This window comes from Brevundimonas sp. NPDC058933, from assembly GCF_049315965.1.
GTDB lineage: Bacteria > Pseudomonadota > Alphaproteobacteria > Caulobacterales > Caulobacteraceae > Brevundimonas.
The window spans coordinates 32,903-51,990 of sequence record NZ_JBMOSL010000002.1 but is presented as its reverse complement, the minus strand read 5'-3'; the positions used below and the strand labels follow the sequence as shown (position 1 = coordinate 51,990).

Genomic DNA, 19,088 nt, shown 5'->3' with positions numbered 1-19,088 from the left:
TCAAGAGCCTCAGACATGACCGACACGACCCAGACCCCGATGTCCGCAGAAGAAAAGTTCGGCCGCGAACTGGTGGCCCGCACGACGTTCGAGAAGGAAGCCGTCTGGCTGCCTTCGCTGGCGGTGCATCACATGAATGCTGGCCAGACCTTCATCGAAGGCAAGACCTTTACCGAATGCCTGATCGAAGGCCCGGCTGTGATCGGGGTGATGAACGGCACCCACTTCGATACCTGCAACATGGGCGTGGCCGAGAATCCGAAGACCCTGTTGCTGGACCCGCGCGGCGACATGATCGCCGGCGTCATCGGCATGTCTAATTGCCAGTTCATCCGCTGCCGTTTTGTCCAGGTGGCTTTCACGGGCGCGCGTGAGATGCTCGACGGGGTTGAAAAGGATCTGCTGGGCGCCCGCGGCGCGGCGGCCCAGGCATGACCGACGTCGCGCCCGCACCCCTCACGCTGGAACCGCTGGGCGCAGGACCCACCTACGCCAGCGTCAATATCTGGCTGCCGCAGCTCTACATCGAAAGCCTGCGTGCGGGTTCCCAGGTGATCGAGAACCGTCGCTTTGAAGGTTGCCTGTTCGAGGGGCCGGCGGTGATCCTGCCCATCGAAGGCTGTCAGTTCGACGGCTGCGATCTGGGCGACGCCAAAGGCGATCCACGCAGCCTGATGCTGGCGCCGTTGGGCGCGAACCGGGTCGTCGGGCCAATCGCGTTCAAGAACTGCCAGTTCATCAACTGCCGCTTCGTCGGCGTCGGCTTCACCGGCGCGGCTGCCTTCCTCGATGACATGGCCCAGGCCATCGACGGCGGAGCGCCCCAATGAAGTTCACGCTGTCCTGGCTGAAGGAACATCTCGATACGACGGCTGAGGTCGATCAGGTCGCGGCCGCCATGACGATGACGGGCCTTGAAGTCGAGGAGGTCCACGACCCCATAGCGGCCCTGGCCCCCTTCACGGTCGCCAGGATCGTGTCAGCCGAACGCCACCCCAACGCCGACCGCTTGCAGGTGTGTCAGGTGGATACGGTGGATGGCCGCAAGGAAATCGTCTGCGGCGCGCCCAACGCGCGGGCGGGCCTGACGACCATCTACGCCCCCATCGGCGCCTATGTGCCCGGTCTGGGCGTGACACTGGTCGAGAAACCGGTGCGCGGCGTGGTGTCCTACGGCATGCTGTGCTCGGGCGCCGAGCTGGAACTGGCCGACGACAGCGACGGCATTCTGGAGCTGGACGATGACCTGCAGGTCGGCATGCCGGCCGCCGGCGTTTTCGGCGCCGAGCCCGTGATCGACTTCGAGGTGACGCCGAACCGCCCCGACTGGCTGGGGGTGGCGGGCATCGCCCGCGACCTGGCCGCCGCGGGTCTGGGCCAGCTGACGACGCCGGAGATCAAGCCGGTCGCCGGTGGCTTCGCCTCGCCGATCACGGTGCGGATCGAGGCGCCGGAGCTTTGCCCGATCTTCGCGGGACGCGTGATACGAGGCGTGCAGAATGGGCCGTCCCCGGCCTGGCTGCAGCACCGCCTGACCGCCATCGGCCTGCGCTCGATCAACAAACTGGTCGATATCACCAATCTGATTTCCTACGACCGGGCGCGGCCGCTGCACGTCTATGACGTGGCCAAGCTGTCGGGCCAGCAGATCGTCGTGCGCGCCGGTCTGGTCGCCAAGGATACCGGCGAGCACGAACATCTGATCGCGCTGGACGGCAAGACCTACGCCGCCTCGCCCGCCGATTGCGTCATCGCCGACGCCGACGGCGAACGCCCCATCGGTCTGGGCGGCGTCATGGGCGGCGAAAGCACCGGCTGTTCAGACGAGACGGTCGATGTCTTCGTCGAGAGCGCCTGGTTCGAGCCCCTGGCCATCGCCCAGACGGGGCGGTCGCTGGGCATCAGCTCCGACGCCCAGTACCGCTTCGCACGTGGCGTGGACACGGCCTCGGTCGTGCCCGGTCTGGAACTGGCGACCCAGCTGATCCTCGACCTGTGCGGCGGCGAGCCGTCCGAGGTCGTGGTGACGGGTCAGGCCCCGGCCGCCCCCGTCGGCTTCGCCTTCGACCCCGCCTATGTGAAGCGCCTATCGGGCCTCAGCCTGTCCGACGACCGCATCTTTGAAATCCTGACCGCGCTCGGCTTCACCGTCATGCGTAGCGCGCCTTGGACCGTGGTGCCGCCGTCGTGGCGTCGCGACGTCGAAGGCCCCGCTGATCTGGTCGAGGAAGTCGCGCGCATCGAGGGCTTCGACGCCCTGCCTTACACGCCTCTGCCCGACGTCGCTCGTGCGCCCGGCGGCGTGCTCAACCCCCGTCAGGCGCGCGTGCGCGCGGCCCGTCGCGCCTTGGCCGCCCTGGGCTATGCCGAGGCCGTGACATGGTCCTTCACCAAGCAGTCGACGGCCGTCCTGTTCGGCGGCGGCGACGAGCGTCTGGTGCTGGAAAATCCGATCGCGGCCGACCTCGACTGCATGCGTCCGTCGATCCTGCCCAACCTGATCCAGGCGGCGGCGCGCAACGCCGCGCGCGGCCACGCCGACGCCGCCCTGTTCGAGATCGGGCCCATCTATCTGAACGACCAGCCGAACGGTCAGCGCACCGTCATCGCCGGCCTGATCGCCCCCCATCCCGACCGTCACTGGAGCGGCGCGGGCGAGGACGCCCTGTTCGGCCTCAAGGGCGATCTGTTCGCCTTGCTGGAGGAGATCGGCGCGCCGGTCGCCTCGCTGCAACTGGCCCAGGGCTCGAACCAGGGCTGGTGGCACCCCGGTCGTTCGGCCCGCCTGCAACTGGGTCCCAAGAACGTCATCGTCGAGTTCGGCGAACTGCACCCTCGCGTGCTCAAGGCCCTGGACGCCGACGGCCCCATGCTGGCCTTCGAGGTCGTTCTCGACGCCGTGCCGGAACCGCGTGGCCAGAAAGGCAAGAATGGGGGCGGCAAGGCGCGGGGGGCGGCGGACCTGCCGAACTTGATGCCGCTGAGCCGCGACTTCGCCTTCCTGCTGGATGAGGCCAAGGCTGTGGGCGACCTGACCCGCGCCGTCGTCGGCGCCGACAAGGCCCTGATCGCCGAGGTGCGCGTCTTCGACGTCTATCGCGGCCAGGGCGTGCCCGAGGGTCAGAAGTCGGTGGCGATCGAAGTCGAGATCCAGCCGCGCGCCGCCACCCTGACCGAGGCCGAGATCGAGGCCCTGACGGCCAAGGTCGTCGCCGCCGCGGCCAAGGCCGGCGGCGTGCTTAGGAGCTAGGCATGGCGGACAAGAAGCCCTGGGCCGAGGTTCAGTTCGAGCGCAGCCTGTTCCGCGCGCGATGGCTGATGGCGCCCTTCTACCTGGGGCTGGTCGCGGCCCTGATCATGCTGCTGGCTGTCTTCGTCCGGGAACTGATCTATTACGTGCCGCAAGCTTTCGTCATGGGCGAAGGCCACATGAAGTCGGACGGCGCCATCCTGGCCATCCTCAGCCTGGTGGACCTGTCGCTGGCGGGCAACCTGCTGCTGATCGTCATCTATTCCGGCTATGAGAACTTCGTCTCCAAGCTGGACCTGGACGAGAACCATGTGGATCGCCCGCCCTGCATGGGCACCGTGGACTTCTCGGGTCTGAAGATGAAGCTGATCGCCTCCATCGTGGCGATCTCGGCCATCTATCTGCTCAAGAGCTTCATGAACATCGGCAAGCCGGGCGTGCCGCTGGACGAGGCCGGTCTGATGTGGGCGGTGATCATCCACCTGACCTTCGTCGCCTCGGGCGTGCTGCTGGCGCTGATGGACTGGATCGCGGCGAAGACGGACAAGCACTAGGGCTCCGCCCTGGCGTTTTCTTTTTGGGGCCTATCGCGCTTCGCGCTACTTGAGGCCCGCGATGTTGGAGCCTTCCGGAGGCGAGTGGCTGCTGACGAAGCCTTGATCGGCTTGGACGGGGCGGGGAATACAGCCAAGCAAGGTTCGGTTAACCTTAAAGCCCCAAGGCTGCCGCAAAAGACACGGACGGTAGGCCAAGCCCGCGACGATGGGCGCACCGTCCTCTGTCAGGAGCCTCGACATGCATCGCCGCCAACTGATCCGCACCAGCCTCGGTCTCGCCGCCGCCGGCGCCCTGCCCGTGGGCCTTGGCGCCTGCGCCTCCACGCGCCAGCCGACCGACCCTGCCTATCCGATCGCCTCGGACCAGACGGCCCAGGCCTATACCTTCGACGAACTGGTCTCGGCCGGGTCGCGTGAAATGGGCATCGCCGCCGAGGCCATGGGCTCGGCGCTGGAGCGCGTCTTCGCCGAGCAGGGCGACCGCCCCACCGCCTATATCGCCGGCGAGGAAGCCGCCGGCGCCGCCGTCGTCGGCGTGCGCTACGGCCGCGGGGCCTTGCACATGAAGGACCTGTCGGCCTCTCAGGAAGTCTTCTGGCAGGGCGCCTCTATCGGCTGGGACGTGGGGGGCAACGCCAGCCGGGTCTTCACGCTGGTCTACGGCCTCTATCACCCGGACATGCTCTATCGCCGCTACCCCGGCGTCGAGGGCTCGGCCTATCTGGTCGCCGGTCTGGGCGTGAACTACCAGCGTGCGGACGGCATCGTCCTGGCCCCCATCCGCACCGGCGTCGGCCTGCGCCTGGGCGCCAATGTCGGCACCATGAGCTACAGCCGTCAGCGGAACTTGTTGCCTTTCTAAGGAAGAAGGGCGCTACCGCGCGCCGCGCGGCGGCTCGCTGCTTGAGCGCTCAAGGGCGCGCTTGCGGCGAGGACGCTGCGAGGATGCTCTCTAATCCTTCGCGCCAGGTCGGGTATTTCGGCCGCCAGCCCAGCTCGGCCTTGGCGCGGGCGTTCGAGAGGCGCTTCGAGTCATTGTAGAAACGCCTCATGGCGTCCGACACCGACGGGTCGTCCAGACTGACTTCGGGCGGCAGGGGCAGGCCCAGGCGGGCCGCCGCGCCCCGGATCACCTCGTCCGCCGCAGCCGGCTCGTCGTCGGCCAGGGTGTAGGCGCGACCGGGATGCGGGCGGGCCATGGAGGCGAAGACCCCGGCGACGGCGTCCTCGACGTGGATGCGGTTGAAGACCTGGCCGGGCTTCTTCACCAGGCGCGCCGTCCCGTCGCGCAGGCGGTCCAGCGGCGAGCGGCCGGGGCCGTAGAGGGCGGGCAGGCGGAAGATCTGCACCGTCAGCCCCATGCCGCGCCCCGCGTCCAGCCAGTCCTGTTCGACTCGCACGCGGCGGGCGCCCTCCAGGCTGGCGGCGTTCAGTTCGTCGTCCTCGAAGGCCCAGCCGCCCGCCCGGTCGCCATAGACGGCGGTTGATGAGACGTAGCCGATCCAGTCAGGATAGGCGCCCGAGGCGGCAAGCGCCGGGACCAGGGCCTTCAGACCGGGACAGCCGGCGCCGTCGGGCGCGGCGGTGATCAGAATGGCCGAGGCGTCCGATACGGCCGCCTGCAAGGCTGCGGCGTCGGTCGGATCGACGGCGATGACGCCCGCCGCCGTCAGTTCTGAGCGTCGCTCCGGATCGCGCGAGGTGGCGATCGCGCGGTCGCCGCGTCGCATCGCCTCGCGCGCCGCTTCGAGCCCCAGATAGCCGCCGCCGAAGACGAGCAGGCAAGTTGCGGCGGGGGCAGGCTGGGTCATGGATCCGGTCAGGCGATTTGAACGACGGCAGGGGGGGCGTCCCCCGCCCTCGACTGCAGCGCTTCGGCGCGTTTGCCGTTCCAGCTGGAGACGCAAGGAATCTTGGTCCGGTCGGCGCGATCGGCATAGCGACGGGCGATGTCGGTGACATCCGTCAACAGGCCCTCGGCCAGGGTGATGGGCTTCAGGCCCAGATCGCGGAACTGGTCATTGGCGACGACCAGCTCGTTCTCGTCGGCCTCCTGGCGGGGGTTCGGCACATTGTGGACCTCGGCGCCGGTCATGGCGGCCACCATCTGCGCCAGATCGCGAACGCGGCGGCTCTCGGTCATCTGGTTGAGAATCTTGACCCGGTCGCCCGACTTCGGCGGGTTCTTCAGCGCCAGCTCGACGCAGCGCACCGTGTCCTGGATATGGATGAAGGCCCGCGTCTGACCGCCCGAGCCGTGCACCGTCAGCGGATAGCCGAGCGCGCCCTGCATCAGGAAGCGGTTCAGCACCGTGCCATAGTCGCCGTCATAGTCGAACCGGTTGATCAGGCGCTCGTCCTGCTTCGTTTCCTCGGTCTGAGCGCCCCAGACGATGCCCTGATGCAGGTCGGTGATCCGAAGGGCGTCGTTCTTGGCGTAGAACTGAAACAGCAGGGCGTCCTGGGTCTTGGTCATGTGATAGATGCTGCCGGGGTTCGGCGGGAACAGGATCTCCTGCTCGGTCGGGCCGAAATCGGTGTCCACCGTGACCTTCAGATAGCCCTCGGGGATGCGTAGACCCGCCGTGGTGTAGCCATAGACGCCCATGGTCCCCAGGTGGGCCAGATGGACGTCCCGACCGCTCTCGACGATGGCGGCCAGCAGGTGGTTGGTGGCGTTCAGGTTGTTGTCGACGGTGTAGAGCTTGTGCCGCGCGGACTTCATCGAATAGGGGGCGGCCCGCTGCTCGGCGAAGTGGACGACGCTGTCGGGCGCCCAGTCCTTGATCAAGGCGACCAGGCGGTCGAACTCCTTGCCCACCGTCAGATTGACGAAGTCGATGGTGCGGCCCGAGACCTCTTTCCACGCGGCGATGCGCTCGCCCATGGTGCGGATGGGCGTCAGGGACTGGACCTCAAGCTCATTGTCGATGTTGCGACGGCTGAGGTTGTCGACGATCAGCACCTCCCAGCCGCGCGCCGACAGGTGCAGGGCCGTGGGCCAGCCGCAGAAGCCATCGCCGCCCAGGATCATCACGCGCATCAGTCGAACCTTCGTCTCGTCTTCGCTTACTGCCTAGCCGAACGCGCGAGGGGGCGAAAGCGTGGCGCTTGGGCGGGGGAAAAAGCGAAGCGTGGGGAAAAACAGAGTCCAATTCGTCTGAATAGTCTGAAATCGGACGGCATGTCGGGGCGGGCGGTCATTGTCGAGCGCCGGGTGGGTAGGGCGCGCCGAATGGGGCCGGCGAAGGGATGGATGTTGAAAGGGCGAGGTTTTTCAGGGCTGGGTATGCGCGTTGAAGCGTTGAGGCCGGCCCTTCTCCCGCAAGGGGCAGAAGGACGTTAAAGCAGCGCCGTGATCGCCGCCCGTGTCGCTTCGCCCAGGTCGGGGCGTTTCAGGGCCAGGGCGACATTGGCGCGCAGCAGGCCGATCTTGTCGCCGCAGTCGTGGGTCACGCCTTCATATTCATAGGCGGTGAAGGTCTGGGTCTTCATCAGCCGGTCCATGGCGTCGGTCAGCTGGATCTCGCCGCCGGCGCCGCTTTCCTGGGTTTCCAGCAGGTCGAAGATTTCCGGCTGCAGGATATAGCGGCCCGAGATCGACATATTGGAGGGGGCCGTGCCCTTGGCGGGCTTCTCGACCATCCCCTTCATGGCGAAGCGGCGGCCGTCCTGGGACGAGGGGTCGATGATGCCGTACTTGTGGGTGTCGGCCTCCGGCACGGCTTCGACGCCGATCAGGTTGCCGCCGACCTCGGCGTAGAGGTCCGCCAGCTGCTTCAGGGCGCCCGGCTGAGAATCGACGATGACGTCGGGCAGGATGACGGCGAAGGGCTCGTGGCCGATGATGTCGCGGGCGCACCAGACGGCGTGGCCCAGGCCCTTGGGCTGCATCTGGCGGGTGAAGCTCATCTCGCCGGCCGTGGCCAGTTCGGCGTTCATGGCCTCCAGCAGTTCGGTCTTGCCCTTGGCCAGAAGCTGGGCCTCCAGCTCGATCTGGTGGTCGAAATAGTCCTCGATGGCCTGTTTGGCGCGACCGGTGACGAAGACGATGTGCTCGATCCCCGCCTCGCGCGCCTCTTCGACGATGTAGGACAGGATGGGGCGATCGACGACGTTCAGCAGTTCCTTCGGTGTGGTCTTGGTGCCCGGCAGGACGCGGGTGCCCAGGCCGGCCACGGGGAGAACCGCCTTGCGAAGGCGTGCGGGGGAAGTCGTCATCAGTCGTCCTGAACAGCCGTTGGGCTGCTTTAATAGGCGTAAACCGTGACGGTTCCAAACGTCGCAAATCTTGCCCTTCTCCCCTTGAGGGAGAAGGTGGCCTGCGGAGCAGGCCGGATGAGGGGTGTCGGCGCGACGGCCTAGCGAGATGTCCGCTTGGGGGAGACGGCTTCGGATGGGCGGCGCTCACACCCCTCATCCGAGCGCCTCCGGCGCCCACCTTCTCCCGCAAGGGGAGAAGGATTATCGGGTCACTCCACCGTCACCGACTTGGCCAGGTTGCGCGGCTGATCGACGTCCGTGCCCTTCTGGACCGCTGTGTAATAGGCCAGCAACTGCACCGGCACGGCATAGACCAGGGGCGCGATCAGCGGGTGGCAGTCGGGGGCGTCGACGCGGCGGATGCCGGCGCCGTGCGGGGCGGGGGCGGTCGCGGGGGCGATCATGACGACGGGGCCGCCGCGGGCGGCGACCTCCTGCAGGTTGGAGGCGGTCTTCTCATAGACCTCGTCCAGGGGGGCCAGGGCGATGATCGGCGTCTTCTCGTCCACCAGGGCGATGGGGCCGTGCTTCAGCTCGCCTGCGGCGTAACCCTCGGCGTGGATGTAGCTGATCTCCTTCAGCTTCAGCGCGCCCTCCATGGCCAGGGGGAACATGGCGCCCCGGCCGAGGAAGAGGACGTCGGTGGCCTTGGCCAGGTCGAGGGCGATGGCGCGGATCTGGCCGTCCATCTGCAGGGCCTCGGCGATCAGGCGCGGAGCCTCGAACAGGGCCTTGACCAGTTCGGCCTCGCGCGTCGCGTCGATGCGGCCGCGCGCCACGCCGGCGGCGACGGCCAGGGCCAGCAGGGCCGAGACCTGGGCGGTGAAGGCCTTGGTCGAGGCGACGCCGATCTCCGGCCCGGCGTGGGTCGGCCACAGGACCTCGGCCTCGCGGGCCATGGACGAGGTGTGGACGTTGACGACGGCGGCGGTCTTCAGGCCCTGCGCCTTGCACCAGGTCAGGCTGGCCAGGGTGTCGGCGGTCTCGCCCGACTGGCTGACGGCCACGGCGACCGTGCCCGGCGTCAGGGCCGGGGAGCGGTAGCGGAACTCCGAGGCGATCTCGACGTCGCAGGGCAGGCCCGCATATTTCTCGAAGGCGTATTTGCCGATCTGGCCGGCGTAGAAGGCGGTGCCGCAGGCGATGATCTGGAGGCGGTCGACCGTGGCGAAGTCCACGCTCTGCGGCTTGGCCGTGCCGGTCACCAGATCGAGGTATTCCGACAGGGTGTGCTGGACGCTGTCGGGCTGCTCGTGGACTTCCTTCTCCATGAAGTGGCGATAGGCGCCCTTCTCGACCATGGCGGACGAGGCCGAGACCTGGACCACGGCGCGGTCGGCGGGGCGGCCGTGCGCGTCGAACATGTGCGCGCCCGAACGGGTCATGGCGACATAGTCGCCTTCTTCCAGATAGGAGATCTTCTGGGTGAAGGGACCGACGGCCAGGGCGTCCGAACCCAGGTACATCTCGCCCTCGCCCCAGCCGACGACCAGGGGGCTGCCGCGACGCGCGCCCAGGATCAGATCGTCTTCACCCTCGATCAGGACGGCCAGGGCGTAGGCGCCCGTCAGCCGGTCCAGCGTGGCCTTGAAGGCGTCCAACGGGGCCAGGCCCGCCGCCAGCCTGTGGTCCAGCAGGTGAGCGACGACCTCGGTGTCGGTCTGGCTTTCGAAGACACGGCCCTCGGCTTCCAGCTCGGCCTTCAACTCGGCGAAGTTCTCGATGATGCCGTTGTGCACCAGGCAGACGCGGCCTGCCTTGTGCGGGTGGGCGTTGGCGGTGGTCGGGGCGCCGTGGGTGGCCCAGCGGGTGTGGCCGATGCCGATGGTCCCCGACAGGGGTTCGGCGGCCAGCACGGCTTCCAGTTCCCGGATCTTGCCCTTGGCGCGGCGGCGCTCGATACGGCCGTCGACCACGGCGGCGATGCCGGCGGAATCATAGCCGCGGTATTCCAGCCGCTTCAGGCTGTCGATCAGACGGGGAACAACGGCGCCTGCGCCCGTGATGCCGATGATGCCGCACATGAGGTCTGCTCCGGTGAAGGGGCGAGGCGGTCTCGCTTTGCGCGACGCCGCCGTAAGGGGTAAGCGAGAGGGTTCAGCCCGTCTCGCCCTGTGATCTTGCGTCTAGGGGAAGCGAAGGCCGGCGACATCAAAAAATGGGTTTCGGAAGGTTTCTTTGCAAACCGTCCGGCGCCCCGCCATCAAAGGACGACGCCCTTGGGCGAGAGAAAATACTTCGGAACCGACGGCATTCGCGGGCGCGCCAACAGCCATCCGATGACGGCCGAGGTCGCGCTGCGGGTCGGACTGGCGGCGGGCAAGCTGTTCCGCACCGACGATGACCGGCGTCACCTGGTGGTGATCGGCAAGGACACGCGGCTGTCGGGCTATATGATCGAACCGGCCCTAGTCGCCGGTCTGGCCTCGGTCGGCATGGACGTGCGCACCTTCGGGCCCCTGCCGACGCCGGGCGTGGCCATGATGACACGGTCGATGCGCGCCGACCTGGGCATCATGATCTCGGCCTCGCACAACGACTATGCCGACAACGGCATCAAGCTGTTCGGGCCGGACGGCTACAAGCTGTCGGACGAGATCGAGCTGCAGATCGAGGCCCTGATGGACGGCGGGCTGAACGACGACCTGGCGCCCTCGGACAAGCTGGGCCGGGTCAAGCGCATCGACGACGCCCCGCCCCGCTATATCGAGATCGCCAAGTCGGCCTTCCCCAAGAGCCTCAGCCTCAAGGGCTTGCGCATCGCCATCGACTGCGCCAACGGCGCCGGCTACCGGGTGGCGCCGACGACCCTCTATGAGCTGGGGGCCGAGGTCTTCCCCGTCGGCGTCGAGCCGAACGGCCTGAACATCAACGCCGACTGTGGTTCGACCTATCCGGCGACGGTGTCGGAGGCGGTCAAGCGCTATCGCTGCGACATCGGCATCGCGCTCGACGGCGACGCCGACCGGGTCATCATCTGCGACGAAAAGGGCCATGTGGTCGACGGCGATCAGATCATGGCCCTGGTCGGTCTGGACTGGGCCAGGCGCGGTCGGTTGACCGGCGGCGGCGTGGTCGCCACCGTCATGTCCAACCTGGGTCTGGAGCGGAAGCTGAAGGCCGAAGGCCTGACGCTGGAGCGGACCAAGGTCGGCGACCGCTACGTCATGGAGCGGATGCGCGCCGGCGGCTTCAACATCGGCGGCGAGCAGTCGGGCCACATCATCCTGAAGGACCACGCCACGACCGGCGACGGCCTGATGGCCGCCCTGCAGGTTCTGGCGGTTCTGGTCGAGACCGGCGTGCCGATGAGCGAGCTGGCGCGCCAGTTCGAGCCGGTGCCGCAACTGCTGCAGAACGTGCGCTACACCGCCGGCAAGCCGCTGGACGATGCGAACGTCAAGGCCGCCATGGCCGAGGCGGAAGCCGCCCTGAGCGGTTCGGGCCGCCTGCTGGTTCGGCCGTCGGGCACAGAGAAACTGATCCGCGTCATGGCCGAGGGCGACGACGAGGCCCTGGTCAAACGCGTGGTCGCCGACGTGGCCGCGGCGGTGAAGGCGGCGGGCTAGATCGCCAGGCGTTCCGTCAGGGCCTCGATGCGCTGACGGATGTCGGGCACGGCGACGGTTTCCCAGAAGGCCGCGCGCGCGGGCGGACCGAGGACGTAGAGCGCCGGATCCGGCGCGCCGTCGGCGTGGCGGACGCGTCCCTCGGCGTCGAGATCGAGCCCGAGCCCCGAGGCGGCGAGGCGGGCGCGGCCCGAAGCGATCAGGGCGGCGGTCGGCGGCGCCGTCGCGGCGTCATGGCCGGGACCGGTGCAGTCGATCAGCCAGGGCGCCGACAGGGCGTGTTCGGTTCCGCCGCGCGTCGCCAGCCGCAGGGAGGCGCTGGTGTCGGTGCTTTCCATTGCAAGGACGCGGCCGGCGCGAACCGTCAGGCGGCCGCTCGCGATCAGGCCGTCCAGTTCGTCTGCGATCTCGGGCGCTATGCGGTGGCGGTGGACGTCCCACCAGGGGCGGAGGTGACGCAGAAAGCGCCGACGCTCAACCTCGGTCGCCGCCCGCCACAGGTCCAGCGTGATCGGGCGATAGCCCTCCATCAGCCGCCGCCACCCGTGGGTCTTCGCCAGGCGCCGCGCCGTCGCCAGCCGGGCCGACAGAGGGCCGGTCAGGGCCTCGGGCGGCAAGGCGAGCGGGGCGTCGTGCCGGGTCCCGTGAGCGCGGGGCAGAAGACCGCGTCGCGACAAGGCGGCCGCCCGCCCGCGCCAGCCCTGCGCCTCCAGCATCAGCAGGACGTCGACCATGGTCAGACCTGCGCCAAGGATCAGGACGTCGTCGCCGGGCTGGACGCGCGCCAGGGCCTGGCGAGCCCAGGGATCGGCGATGATGCGCCCGCCCTGTGCGGCCGTGCGCGGCGCCGGATTGCCGGTGGCCAGCACGATCGCCCGACCCTCGACACGCTCGCCGCTGGCCAGAACGGCGGTCAGGCCGTCCACCGCGACAACCGCGCCGGTCACGCGCCGGATCAGGTCCGGACGGGCTTCCTCAACCGCAGCCAGGCGGTCGCGGAGGTAGAGGCCGTAGAGGCGACGCGGCGCGAAGCCGTTGGGATCGGCCTGGTCGGGATGGCGCGCCGTCAGCCAGTCGACGAAGTCGGCGGGCCGATCAGCGACGGCGCTCATGCGGCCTGCGCGGACGTTCAGCCGGTGCGCGGCGAGGGCCGTGGAGTAGGCGACGCCCAGACCAAAGGCGTCGCTCCGATCGATGACGACAGACGCCTGTCCACGCTCGGCCAGTCGGGCGGCCAGCATGGCGCCGGAAAAGCCGCCGCCGACGATGACGACAGGCAGGGGGAAGGCGTTGCTCATGACGGCACTTCGCCTCGGCCCCGCCCGCCCGTCAAATCCAGGTCAGATTTCCTGATTGAAGGCGCCGATCTCGGGATGGGCGGCGAGACGCGGCTTGACCTCGTTCCGGAACAGGTCGCGCATGTCGTCGGCCGAGCGCATGCTCTCGACCACCACGACCAGTTCCGGCTTGTTGCTGGAGGCGCGGACCAGGACCCAGGAGCCGTCCTCAAGATGGACGCGGACGCCGTTGACGGTGATGGCCTCGACGATCCTGCGGCCCAGGATCGAGCCGCCGGCGGCGGCCAGATCCTCGTATTCCTTCACGATCTTCGCCAGCACGTCGTACTTCAGCTCGTCGTCGCAGTGCGGCGACATGGTCAGGCTGGTCCAGGCGTCGGGCAGGGCGGACTTGAGTTCGCTCAGCGACTTGCCGGGGTTGCGGTCGAGCATGGCCAGGACGGCGCCCGCGGCGACCAGGCCGTCGTCGTAGCCGTGGCCCAGATCGCCCGAGAGGAAGAAGTGGCCCGATTTCTCGAATCCGGCCAGGGCGCCCAGCTCGGCGGTCTTGCGCTTGATGTAGGAGTGGCCGGTCTTCCAGTAGACGGTGGCGGCGCCGTTGGCGGCGAGCACGGCGTCTGTCTTGTAGAGGCCGGTCGACTTCACATCGACGACGAAGGTGGCGTTGGGGTAGAGCGCCGAAAGGTCGCGGGCCAGCATCAGGCCGATCTTGTCGGCGAAGATCTCTTCGCCGGTGTCGTCCACCACCCCGCAACGGTCGCCGTCGCCGTCGAAGCCGAGGGCCAGGTCGGCGCCGGTTTCACGCACCTTTTCCGCCATCTGCATCAGCATGGCGTGATCTTCCGGGTTCGGATTATATTTGGGGAAGGTCCAGTCGAGCTCGGTGTCCATCTCGATCACTTCGGCGCCCATCAGGCGCAGGACCTCGGGGGCGAAGGCGCCGGCCGTGCCGTTGCCGCAGGCGGCGACGACCTTGAGCGGGCGGGTCAGCTTCACCTTCGACGCCACGTCCTGGATATACTGCTCGCGGAAGCCCTCGACGCGTTCGACGCGGCCGCCGGGGCGGGCCACGCCCTCGCCGTTCAGCACGATCTCCTTCAGGCGGCCGATCTCGTCGGGGCCGAAGGTCAGGGGCGCCTGGGCGCCCATCTTGACGCCGGTCCAGCCGTTCTCGTTGTGGCTGGCCGTGACCATGGCCACGCAGGGGCAGTCCAGCGCGAACTGAGCGTAATAGGCCATGGGCGACAGGGCCAGGCCGATATCGACCACCTCCATCCCGCCTTCCAGAAGGCCGAGGATCAGGGCCTGCTTCACCGACAGGGAATAGGAACGGAAGTCATGGCCGACGGCGATGCGCGGGCGCTGTCCGATCTCGTGGACGTAGGTGGCCAGACCCAGTCCCAGGGCCTGAATGCCCAGCAGGTTGATCTCTTTCTCGAGGATCCAGCGGGCGTCGTATTCGCGGAAGCCGGTCGGCTTCACCAGGGGGAGGGTTTCATACTCCGCCGTATTGGGGCGGATATCCTGGCGCGGTTTCGACATGAGTATTCCTGGAACTTGGACAGACAGGCGAACGGGGTTCAGCGAGCCGCTTGCAATCTTTGCGGTATAGCGGGCCTCCCCGCAGAGGCCAACAACGCACGGGGGAGGTTGCGGCTGCATTCTTTTCCCGCATCCTGAAACCTTGACCAGGCCCGCGTCCACGGCCTAGGCGAAGACGACCTTACGGAGACGCCCATGCCCCGCCTGATCCTGCTGCGCCACGGCCAGAGCCAGTGGAACCTGGAAAACCGCTTTACCGGCTGGGTCGACGTCGATCTGACCGCCGAGGGCGAGGCGCAGGCGCGGCGCGGCGGCGAACTGATCGCTGCGGCCGGGTTCAAGCCGGCGGTCATGTTCACCTCGGTGCTGACGCGGGCGCAGCGCACCGGCGCCCTGGCCCTCGATTCTGCGGGTCTGAAGGACGTGCCGGTGGTCGAGGACTGGCGCCTGAACGAGCGTCACTACGGCGGCCTGACCGGGCTGGACAAGGCCGAGACGGCGGCCAGGCACGGCGAGGACCAGGTCAAGATCTGGCGCCGCAGCTATGACGTGCCGCCGCCGCTGCTGGCGCCGGGCGGCGAGTTCGATTTCGGCTCCGACCCCCGCTACGCCGGCAAGGCCATCCCGGACACCGAAAGCCTGAAGACCACCCTGGACCGGGTCCGCCCCTATTGGGACGCCGAGATCGCGCCGCGTCTGAAGGCGGGCGAGGACGTGCTGATCGCCGCCCACGGCAATAGCTTGCGCGCCATCGTCAAGCTGCTGTTCTCCGTGCCTGACGACCAGATCGTCGGCGTCGAGATCCCGACCGGCAACCCGCTGGAGATCGATCTGGACGCGAACCTGAAGCCGGTCGCCGCCCGCTATCTGGACGAAGGCCGGGCTCAAACCCTGCCGGTGATTGCGTGAGCACGTCTGACGCCGTCCACATGCGCCGGGCCATTGATCTGGCCCTGGCCAGCATGGGCGAGACCTGGCCCAATCCGGCGGTCGGTTGCGTCCTGGTCAAGGACGGGGTCGTGCTGGCCGAAGCCGCCACGGCGCCGGGCGGACGCCCGCACGCCGAGGAACAGGCCGTCCCCGCCGCCGGCGAGGCCGTGAAGGGCGCGACCGCCTATGTGACGCTGGAGCCCTGCGGCGCGCGCTCATCCGGTCGCAAGTCCTGCGCCCACTTCCTGGCCGAGGCCGGGGTCGAGCGGGTGGTGATCGCCGCCCTGGACCCCTCGCCCTTCGCCTCCGGGCGGGGCACCGAGCGCCTGCGCCAGTCGGGGCTGACGGTCGAGACGGGCTTGCTGGCCGCAGACGCCGCCGTCCTGTGCGAGGGTTTCCTGCATCGCCTGGAAACGGGGCGGCCGATGGTCCGCGTCAGCGAGGATGGAAAAGGCTTCGACGGTCGCTTCGTCGCCGCGCCGCGCGCCGATCTGACGACCGAGCTGAATCGGCTGGGCGAGGCGGGTTACACCCGGCTCTGGACCAATGAGGGCGAACTGGCTGAATCCTTGCGCGAACAAGGCCTGCTGACGGAATAGGCTCACGGAAACCCCTGTTTCCGCAAAGCTTCCTTAATGGGCCGTAAGCCATGTTGGCGGCATGAGCGACGTTGCCGATCCTGTCCGTAGAAAACTGAGCCAGGCCGAGGTCGATCTGATCTGCGCCAAGCACGACCGTCTTTGGCAGGCGAAGCCCGGCGGGGCGCGCGCCGTTTTCGCCTGGATGGACCTGTCGGGACTGTCGCTGCGGGGCCGCAATCTGGCCGACGCCGACTTCGCCGCCGCGCGTCTGCACAACTGCGATCTGTCCGGGGCCAAGCTGGACAACGCCAACTTCTTCGGCGCGGACATGCAGGACATCAACCTGACCGAGGCCAGCCTGCGCCGGGCCGATCTGCGCGGCGCCTGCCTGCGCGGGGCCGACCTGTCAGGCGCCGACCTGTTCGAGGCGGACCTGCGGGAAGGCACCATAGCGGCGGCGGACGGCAAGCTGGGCTTTCGTGTCATCGAGGCCCAGAAGCGCGGCGACACCCAGGCCCAGGGCGCCAGCCTGGTCGGGGCCAACCTGCAACGCTCGCGCATGACCGGCATGGTGGCCATCGCCGCCGATTTCACCGACGCCGTCATGAAGGACTGCAAGCTGGTCCGGGCCAATCTGAAACAGGCCAACTTCACCGGCGCCGATCTGGCGGGCGCGGATCTGTCGGGGGCTGATCTGTCGGGCGCGGATCTGACCGACGCCATCCTGGTCGGGGTCAAGGCCGCCATGTGGCGCACCGACGGGGCCAAGATGGAAGGGACGCTGACGGACAATCGCTCGGCCGGCGAATCCGTCAGCCGCATGCCCGCCGCCGAAATGCTGCGCGATCACGCCCAGTGGTGCGAGACGGGCGGCGCCGAGGGGCAGCCCTCGGTGTTCGACGGGGTCGACCTGCGCCCGCTGGAGTCCATTCGCGGCCTGAACCTGACGGCCCTGTCGGCCAAGGGGGCGGTCTTCTACGGCCTGGACATGGAGGGGGTTCAGCTTCAGGGCGCGCAACTGGAAGGCGCGGACCTGCGGTCGGCCAATCTGCGGCGCGCCGATCTGCGCGGGGCGCGGCTGGGCCGGGCCAAGCTGAACGGCTCTGACCTGCGCGAGGCCCAGTTGGGACCCCTGATGCTGGGGCCGGAGCGGCTGCTGCCCGCCGACCTGTCGGGGGCCATTCTGCGCGGGGCCGACCTGTCGGGCGCCGATCTGCGTCGGGCCGTATTGAAGGGGGCGGACCTCAGCCGCGCCGTCATGCACGGGGCCCAGGTCAAGCAGGCCGATTTCACCGGAGCCCAGACCGGCGGCGCGCGCGGGCTGGACCCGGCGGATCTGAAGGCGGCGGCGGCCTAAGGGTGCACGCTATCTCGGAGGTTGGATGGGAAGCTGCGAGACCCGCTAGGCTTAACATGTGCGGCCAAAGCACTGGGTCCCCGCCTCCGCGGGGATGAGCGGGATTATCGAGCGCATGAAAAAGGGGCGACGCGAACGCCGCCCCTTCTCGGTTCTTCAGGCGTCGGCTGCGCTTAAGCGGCCTTCTTCGCCTTGTCCGTCTTGCCCTCGATCAGGGCCTGGCCGGTCGCGATCTCGATGCGGCGCGGCTTGAGCGCCTCGGGCAGTTCGCGCTGAAGGTCGATGGTCAGCAGGCCGTTCGACAGGTCGGCGCCCTTGACCACCACATAGTCGGCCAGCTGGAAGCGGCGCTCGAAGTCGCGCTCGGCCAGGCCGCGATGCAGATAGGTCTTCTGGGGCGCAGCATCGTCGTTGGCGGCCTTCTTGCCGGTGACGGTTAGCTGGTTTTCCCTGGCCTCGATGTTCAGTTCGTCGGGCGAGAAGCCGGCGACGGCGATTTCGATGCGATAGGCGTTCTCGCCGGTCGTCTCGATGTTATAGGGGGGCCAGCCGTTTTCCTGGCTGGAGCGCGCAGCGCTTTCCAGTTGGCGGGCCAGGCGGTCGAAGCCGACGGCGGAACGGTACAGCGGCGAGAAATCATAGGTACGCATGGGTCATCCTTCTGAGGTTCAGCAAGGTTGAGCCGCCCGGCGATTTGGCCCCGGACGGCGGAGGGATTCAGTCCCGTCGGCCCGAAATCGGCCCCGGCAGGTCTGGAGAGCCCGAAACCGGCGCTCTCGGATGAAGAGGTAGGGGCGCATTTTCGCTTCGCAAGAGGGGGCCAGAGGGGCGAGGGGCGCGCGAAATCGTCGCTTGCCCCAATCCGCGCCTTGCCGAGGCCGCGAAGCGCCGTAAGGGTTACGGATTGTTTCTTTCAGGACCGACCGGAGCCCTCATGCGACCCCTCGTCCTCGCCGCCCTTCTGGCGTCAGCCTTCGCCTCTCCCGCTTTCGCGCAGAACGCGCCGCCGGAACCGCCGGCCCTGCAACATCGCCAGGGCCTTTCGATGGAGATGCCCCAGGTCCAGGAAGACGCCGCCCTTCAGGCGGCCATCGCCTCGACGACGCGGCCCGAAGCCGACCGCGCGCGCGACGGCCAGCGTCATCCGTTCGAAACCCTGACCTTCTGGGGCTTGCAGCCCGGCCTGACCGTGGTCGAGATCGAGCCCGGCCGCGCCGGTTGGTGGCGCAATATCCTGGAGCCCTACGCCGCCGCCACCGGCGGGCGCTACGTCGCCGTCGGCAAGCCGACCGAGAGCATGGGCGTGGCCGATGGAACCGCCGACATGGTGGTGGTGGCCCGCGCCTTCCACAACTGGTCGCGCGACGGCCGCACGGACCCCTATCTGGCCGCCTTCTTCAAGGCGTTGAAGCCGGGCGGCGTCCTGGCCGTCGAACAGCACCGCAGCGTCGACGGACTGAACATCGCTGATGTCGCCTCGACCGGCTATGTCCCAGAAAGCTATGTCATCCACGCTGCGCGCCGCGCCGGCTTCGAGCTGGAAGCGCGCAGCGAACTGAACGCCAATCCCAAGGACGACCGGGATCATCCGTTCGGGGTCTGGACCCTGCCTCCCGTCCGCACCTCGGAACGCGCGGGCCGCACCCTGACGGCCGAGGAACGCGCCGCCTTTGACGCTGTCGGCGAGAGCGACCGCATGACCCTGCGGTTCCGCAAGCCCGAGATCGCGAACTGATGAGGT

The 19,088-nt window shown here is 68.4% G+C and carries 17 protein-coding genes; 10 read left to right on the top strand and 7 right to left on the bottom strand.

The window, feature by feature from the left end:
• Positions 1 to 15: 15 nt before the first annotated feature.
• The 5 genes from ACOZBP_RS06180 to ACOZBP_RS06160 all read left to right on the top strand — a co-directional run bounded on the left by ACOZBP_RS06180 (position 16) and on the right by ACOZBP_RS06160 (position 4,669).
• Positions 16 to 435, top strand: a complete 420-nt coding sequence (locus tag ACOZBP_RS06180; protein WP_422675535.1) for a hypothetical protein — start codon at positions 16 to 18, stop codon at positions 433 to 435.
• Positions 432 to 830: a hypothetical protein gene (locus ACOZBP_RS06175; protein ID WP_422675534.1), complete on the top strand. Its 399-nt coding sequence runs from the start codon at positions 432 to 434 to the stop codon at positions 828 to 830. The genes ACOZBP_RS06180 and ACOZBP_RS06175 overlap by 4 nt, the downstream gene beginning before the upstream one ends.
• A complete protein-coding gene (gene pheT / locus ACOZBP_RS06170) occupies positions 827 to 3,250 on the top strand; it encodes a phenylalanine--tRNA ligase subunit beta (protein ID WP_422675533.1) in 2,424 nt (807 codons plus the stop codon). Before ACOZBP_RS06175 ends, pheT begins: the two co-directional genes overlap by 4 nt.
• A 2-nt stretch (positions 3,251 to 3,252) precedes the next feature.
• Positions 3,253 to 3,804 carry a TIGR00645 family protein gene (locus tag ACOZBP_RS06165; protein ID WP_422675532.1) on the top strand — a complete coding sequence of 184 codons (552 nt, stop codon included), beginning with the start codon at positions 3,253 to 3,255 and terminating at the stop codon, positions 3,802 to 3,804.
• Between the two features lie 241 nt (positions 3,805 to 4,045).
• On the top strand, positions 4,046 to 4,669 hold the full coding sequence (locus ACOZBP_RS06160; RefSeq protein WP_422675531.1) for an EipA family protein: 624 nt from the start codon (positions 4,046 to 4,048) through the stop codon (positions 4,667 to 4,669).
• A 49-nt stretch (positions 4,670 to 4,718) separates the two neighbouring features.
• Here the strand turns inward: ACOZBP_RS06160 and ACOZBP_RS06155 are convergent, their stop codons facing one another.
• The 4 genes from ACOZBP_RS06155 to glmS all read right to left on the bottom strand — a co-directional run bounded on the left by ACOZBP_RS06155 (position 4,719) and on the right by glmS (position 10,094).
• Positions 4,719 to 5,618, bottom strand: coding sequence for an NAD(P)H-binding protein (locus tag ACOZBP_RS06155; RefSeq protein WP_422675530.1), 900 nt, complete (start codon positions 5,616 to 5,618; stop codon positions 4,719 to 4,721).
• A gap of 8 nt (positions 5,619 to 5,626) precedes the next feature.
• Complete coding sequence (locus ACOZBP_RS06150) at positions 5,627 to 6,850, bottom strand: NAD-dependent epimerase/dehydratase family protein (RefSeq protein ID WP_422675529.1); 1,224 nt, start codon at positions 6,848 to 6,850, stop codon at positions 5,627 to 5,629.
• Between the two features lie 299 nt (positions 6,851 to 7,149).
• Complete coding sequence (galU, locus tag ACOZBP_RS06145; RefSeq protein ID WP_422675528.1) at positions 7,150 to 8,028, bottom strand: UTP--glucose-1-phosphate uridylyltransferase GalU; 879 nt, start codon at positions 8,026 to 8,028, stop codon at positions 7,150 to 7,152.
• Positions 8,029 to 8,279: 251 nt separating this feature from the next.
• The gene (gene glmS / locus ACOZBP_RS06140; RefSeq protein WP_422675527.1) at positions 8,280 to 10,094 is read right to left on the bottom strand and encodes a glutamine--fructose-6-phosphate transaminase (isomerizing); all 1,815 of its coding nucleotides are present in this window, start codon (positions 10,092 to 10,094) and stop codon (positions 8,280 to 8,282) included.
• Positions 10,095 to 10,289: 195 nt separating this feature from the next.
• Between glmS and glmM the strand changes: the two genes are divergently transcribed.
• The gene (gene glmM, locus ACOZBP_RS06135) at positions 10,290 to 11,639 is read left to right on the top strand and encodes a phosphoglucosamine mutase (RefSeq protein WP_422675526.1); all 1,350 of its coding nucleotides are present in this window, start codon (positions 10,290 to 10,292) and stop codon (positions 11,637 to 11,639) included.
• Here glmM and ACOZBP_RS06130 read toward each other — a convergent pair.
• Positions 11,636 to 12,937: an FAD/NAD(P)-binding protein gene (locus ACOZBP_RS06130; RefSeq protein WP_422675525.1), complete on the bottom strand. Its 1,302-nt coding sequence runs from the start codon at positions 12,935 to 12,937 to the stop codon at positions 11,636 to 11,638. The two genes, glmM and ACOZBP_RS06130, sit on opposite strands and share 4 nt — an antisense overlap.
• A 42-nt stretch (positions 12,938 to 12,979) precedes the next feature.
• Positions 12,980 to 14,479, bottom strand: a complete 1,500-nt coding sequence (locus ACOZBP_RS06125; protein WP_422675524.1) for a phosphomannomutase/phosphoglucomutase — start codon at positions 14,477 to 14,479, stop codon at positions 12,980 to 12,982.
• Positions 14,480 to 14,674: 195 nt separating this feature from the next.
• Here ACOZBP_RS06125 and ACOZBP_RS06120 point away from each other — a divergent pair, with 195 nt between their 5' ends.
• The 3 genes from ACOZBP_RS06120 (at position 14,675) to ACOZBP_RS06110 (ending at position 17,347) form a co-directional block, all read left to right on the top strand.
• Complete coding sequence (locus ACOZBP_RS06120; protein WP_422675523.1) at positions 14,675 to 15,388, top strand: 2,3-bisphosphoglycerate-dependent phosphoglycerate mutase; 714 nt, start codon at positions 14,675 to 14,677, stop codon at positions 15,386 to 15,388.
• Complete coding sequence (locus ACOZBP_RS06115) at positions 15,385 to 16,008, top strand: bifunctional diaminohydroxyphosphoribosylaminopyrimidine deaminase/5-amino-6-(5-phosphoribosylamino)uracil reductase RibD (protein ID WP_422675522.1); 624 nt, start codon at positions 15,385 to 15,387, stop codon at positions 16,006 to 16,008. Before ACOZBP_RS06120 ends, ACOZBP_RS06115 begins: the two co-directional genes overlap by 4 nt.
• A 61-nt stretch (positions 16,009 to 16,069) precedes the next feature.
• On the top strand, positions 16,070 to 17,347 hold the full coding sequence (locus ACOZBP_RS06110; RefSeq protein WP_422675521.1) for a pentapeptide repeat-containing protein: 1,278 nt from the start codon (positions 16,070 to 16,072) through the stop codon (positions 17,345 to 17,347).
• A gap of 173 nt (positions 17,348 to 17,520) precedes the next feature.
• On the opposite strand, the gene ACOZBP_RS06105 is transcribed toward ACOZBP_RS06110, so the two are convergent.
• Positions 17,521 to 17,997: an Hsp20 family protein gene (locus ACOZBP_RS06105; protein ID WP_422675520.1), complete on the bottom strand. Its 477-nt coding sequence runs from the start codon at positions 17,995 to 17,997 to the stop codon at positions 17,521 to 17,523.
• A gap of 284 nt (positions 17,998 to 18,281) precedes the next feature.
• On the opposite strand from ACOZBP_RS06105, the gene ACOZBP_RS06100 reads away from it, so the two are divergent.
• A complete protein-coding gene (locus tag ACOZBP_RS06100) occupies positions 18,282 to 19,082 on the top strand; it encodes a class I SAM-dependent methyltransferase (RefSeq protein ID WP_422675519.1) in 801 nt (266 codons plus the stop codon).
• Positions 19,083 to 19,088 lie beyond the last annotated feature (6 nt).

What these genes read in the sequence shown, in the direction of transcription:
- pheT (WP_422675533.1), top strand. Translation starts at nt 827, where the DNA reads ATGAAGTTCACGCTGTCCTGGCTGAAGGAACATCTCGATACGACGGCT.
- ACOZBP_RS06110 (WP_422675521.1), top strand. Translation starts at nt 16,070, where the DNA reads ATGAGCGACGTTGCCGATCCTGTCCGTAGAAAACTGAGCCAGGCCGAG.
- ACOZBP_RS06120 (WP_422675523.1), top strand. Translation starts at nt 14,675, where the DNA reads ATGCCCCGCCTGATCCTGCTGCGCCACGGCCAGAGCCAGTGGAACCTG.
- ACOZBP_RS06150 (WP_422675529.1), bottom strand. Translation starts at nt 6,850, where the DNA reads ATGCGCGTGATGATCCTGGGCGGCGATGGCTTCTGCGGCTGGCCCACG.
- ACOZBP_RS06165 (WP_422675532.1), top strand. Translation starts at nt 3,253, where the DNA reads ATGGCGGACAAGAAGCCCTGGGCCGAGGTTCAGTTCGAGCGCAGCCTG.
- ACOZBP_RS06105 (WP_422675520.1), bottom strand. Translation starts at nt 17,997, where the DNA reads ATGCGTACCTATGATTTCTCGCCGCTGTACCGTTCCGCCGTCGGCTTC.
- ACOZBP_RS06160 (WP_422675531.1), top strand. Translation starts at nt 4,046, where the DNA reads ATGCATCGCCGCCAACTGATCCGCACCAGCCTCGGTCTCGCCGCCGCC.
- glmS (WP_422675527.1), bottom strand. Translation starts at nt 10,094, where the DNA reads ATGTGCGGCATCATCGGCATCACGGGCGCAGGCGCCGTTGTTCCCCGT.
- ACOZBP_RS06175 (WP_422675534.1), top strand. Translation starts at nt 432, where the DNA reads ATGACCGACGTCGCGCCCGCACCCCTCACGCTGGAACCGCTGGGCGCA.
- galU (WP_422675528.1), bottom strand. Translation starts at nt 8,028, where the DNA reads ATGACGACTTCCCCCGCACGCCTTCGCAAGGCGGTTCTCCCCGTGGCC.
- ACOZBP_RS06100 (WP_422675519.1), top strand. Translation starts at nt 18,282, where the DNA reads ATGCGACCCCTCGTCCTCGCCGCCCTTCTGGCGTCAGCCTTCGCCTCT.
- ACOZBP_RS06125 (WP_422675524.1), bottom strand. Translation starts at nt 14,479, where the DNA reads ATGTCGAAACCGCGCCAGGATATCCGCCCCAATACGGCGGAGTATGAA.
- ACOZBP_RS06155 (WP_422675530.1), bottom strand. Translation starts at nt 5,618, where the DNA reads ATGACCCAGCCTGCCCCCGCCGCAACTTGCCTGCTCGTCTTCGGCGGC.
- ACOZBP_RS06180 (WP_422675535.1), top strand. Translation starts at nt 16, where the DNA reads ATGACCGACACGACCCAGACCCCGATGTCCGCAGAAGAAAAGTTCGGC.
- ACOZBP_RS06130 (WP_422675525.1), bottom strand. Translation starts at nt 12,937, where the DNA reads ATGAGCAACGCCTTCCCCCTGCCTGTCGTCATCGTCGGCGGCGGCTTT.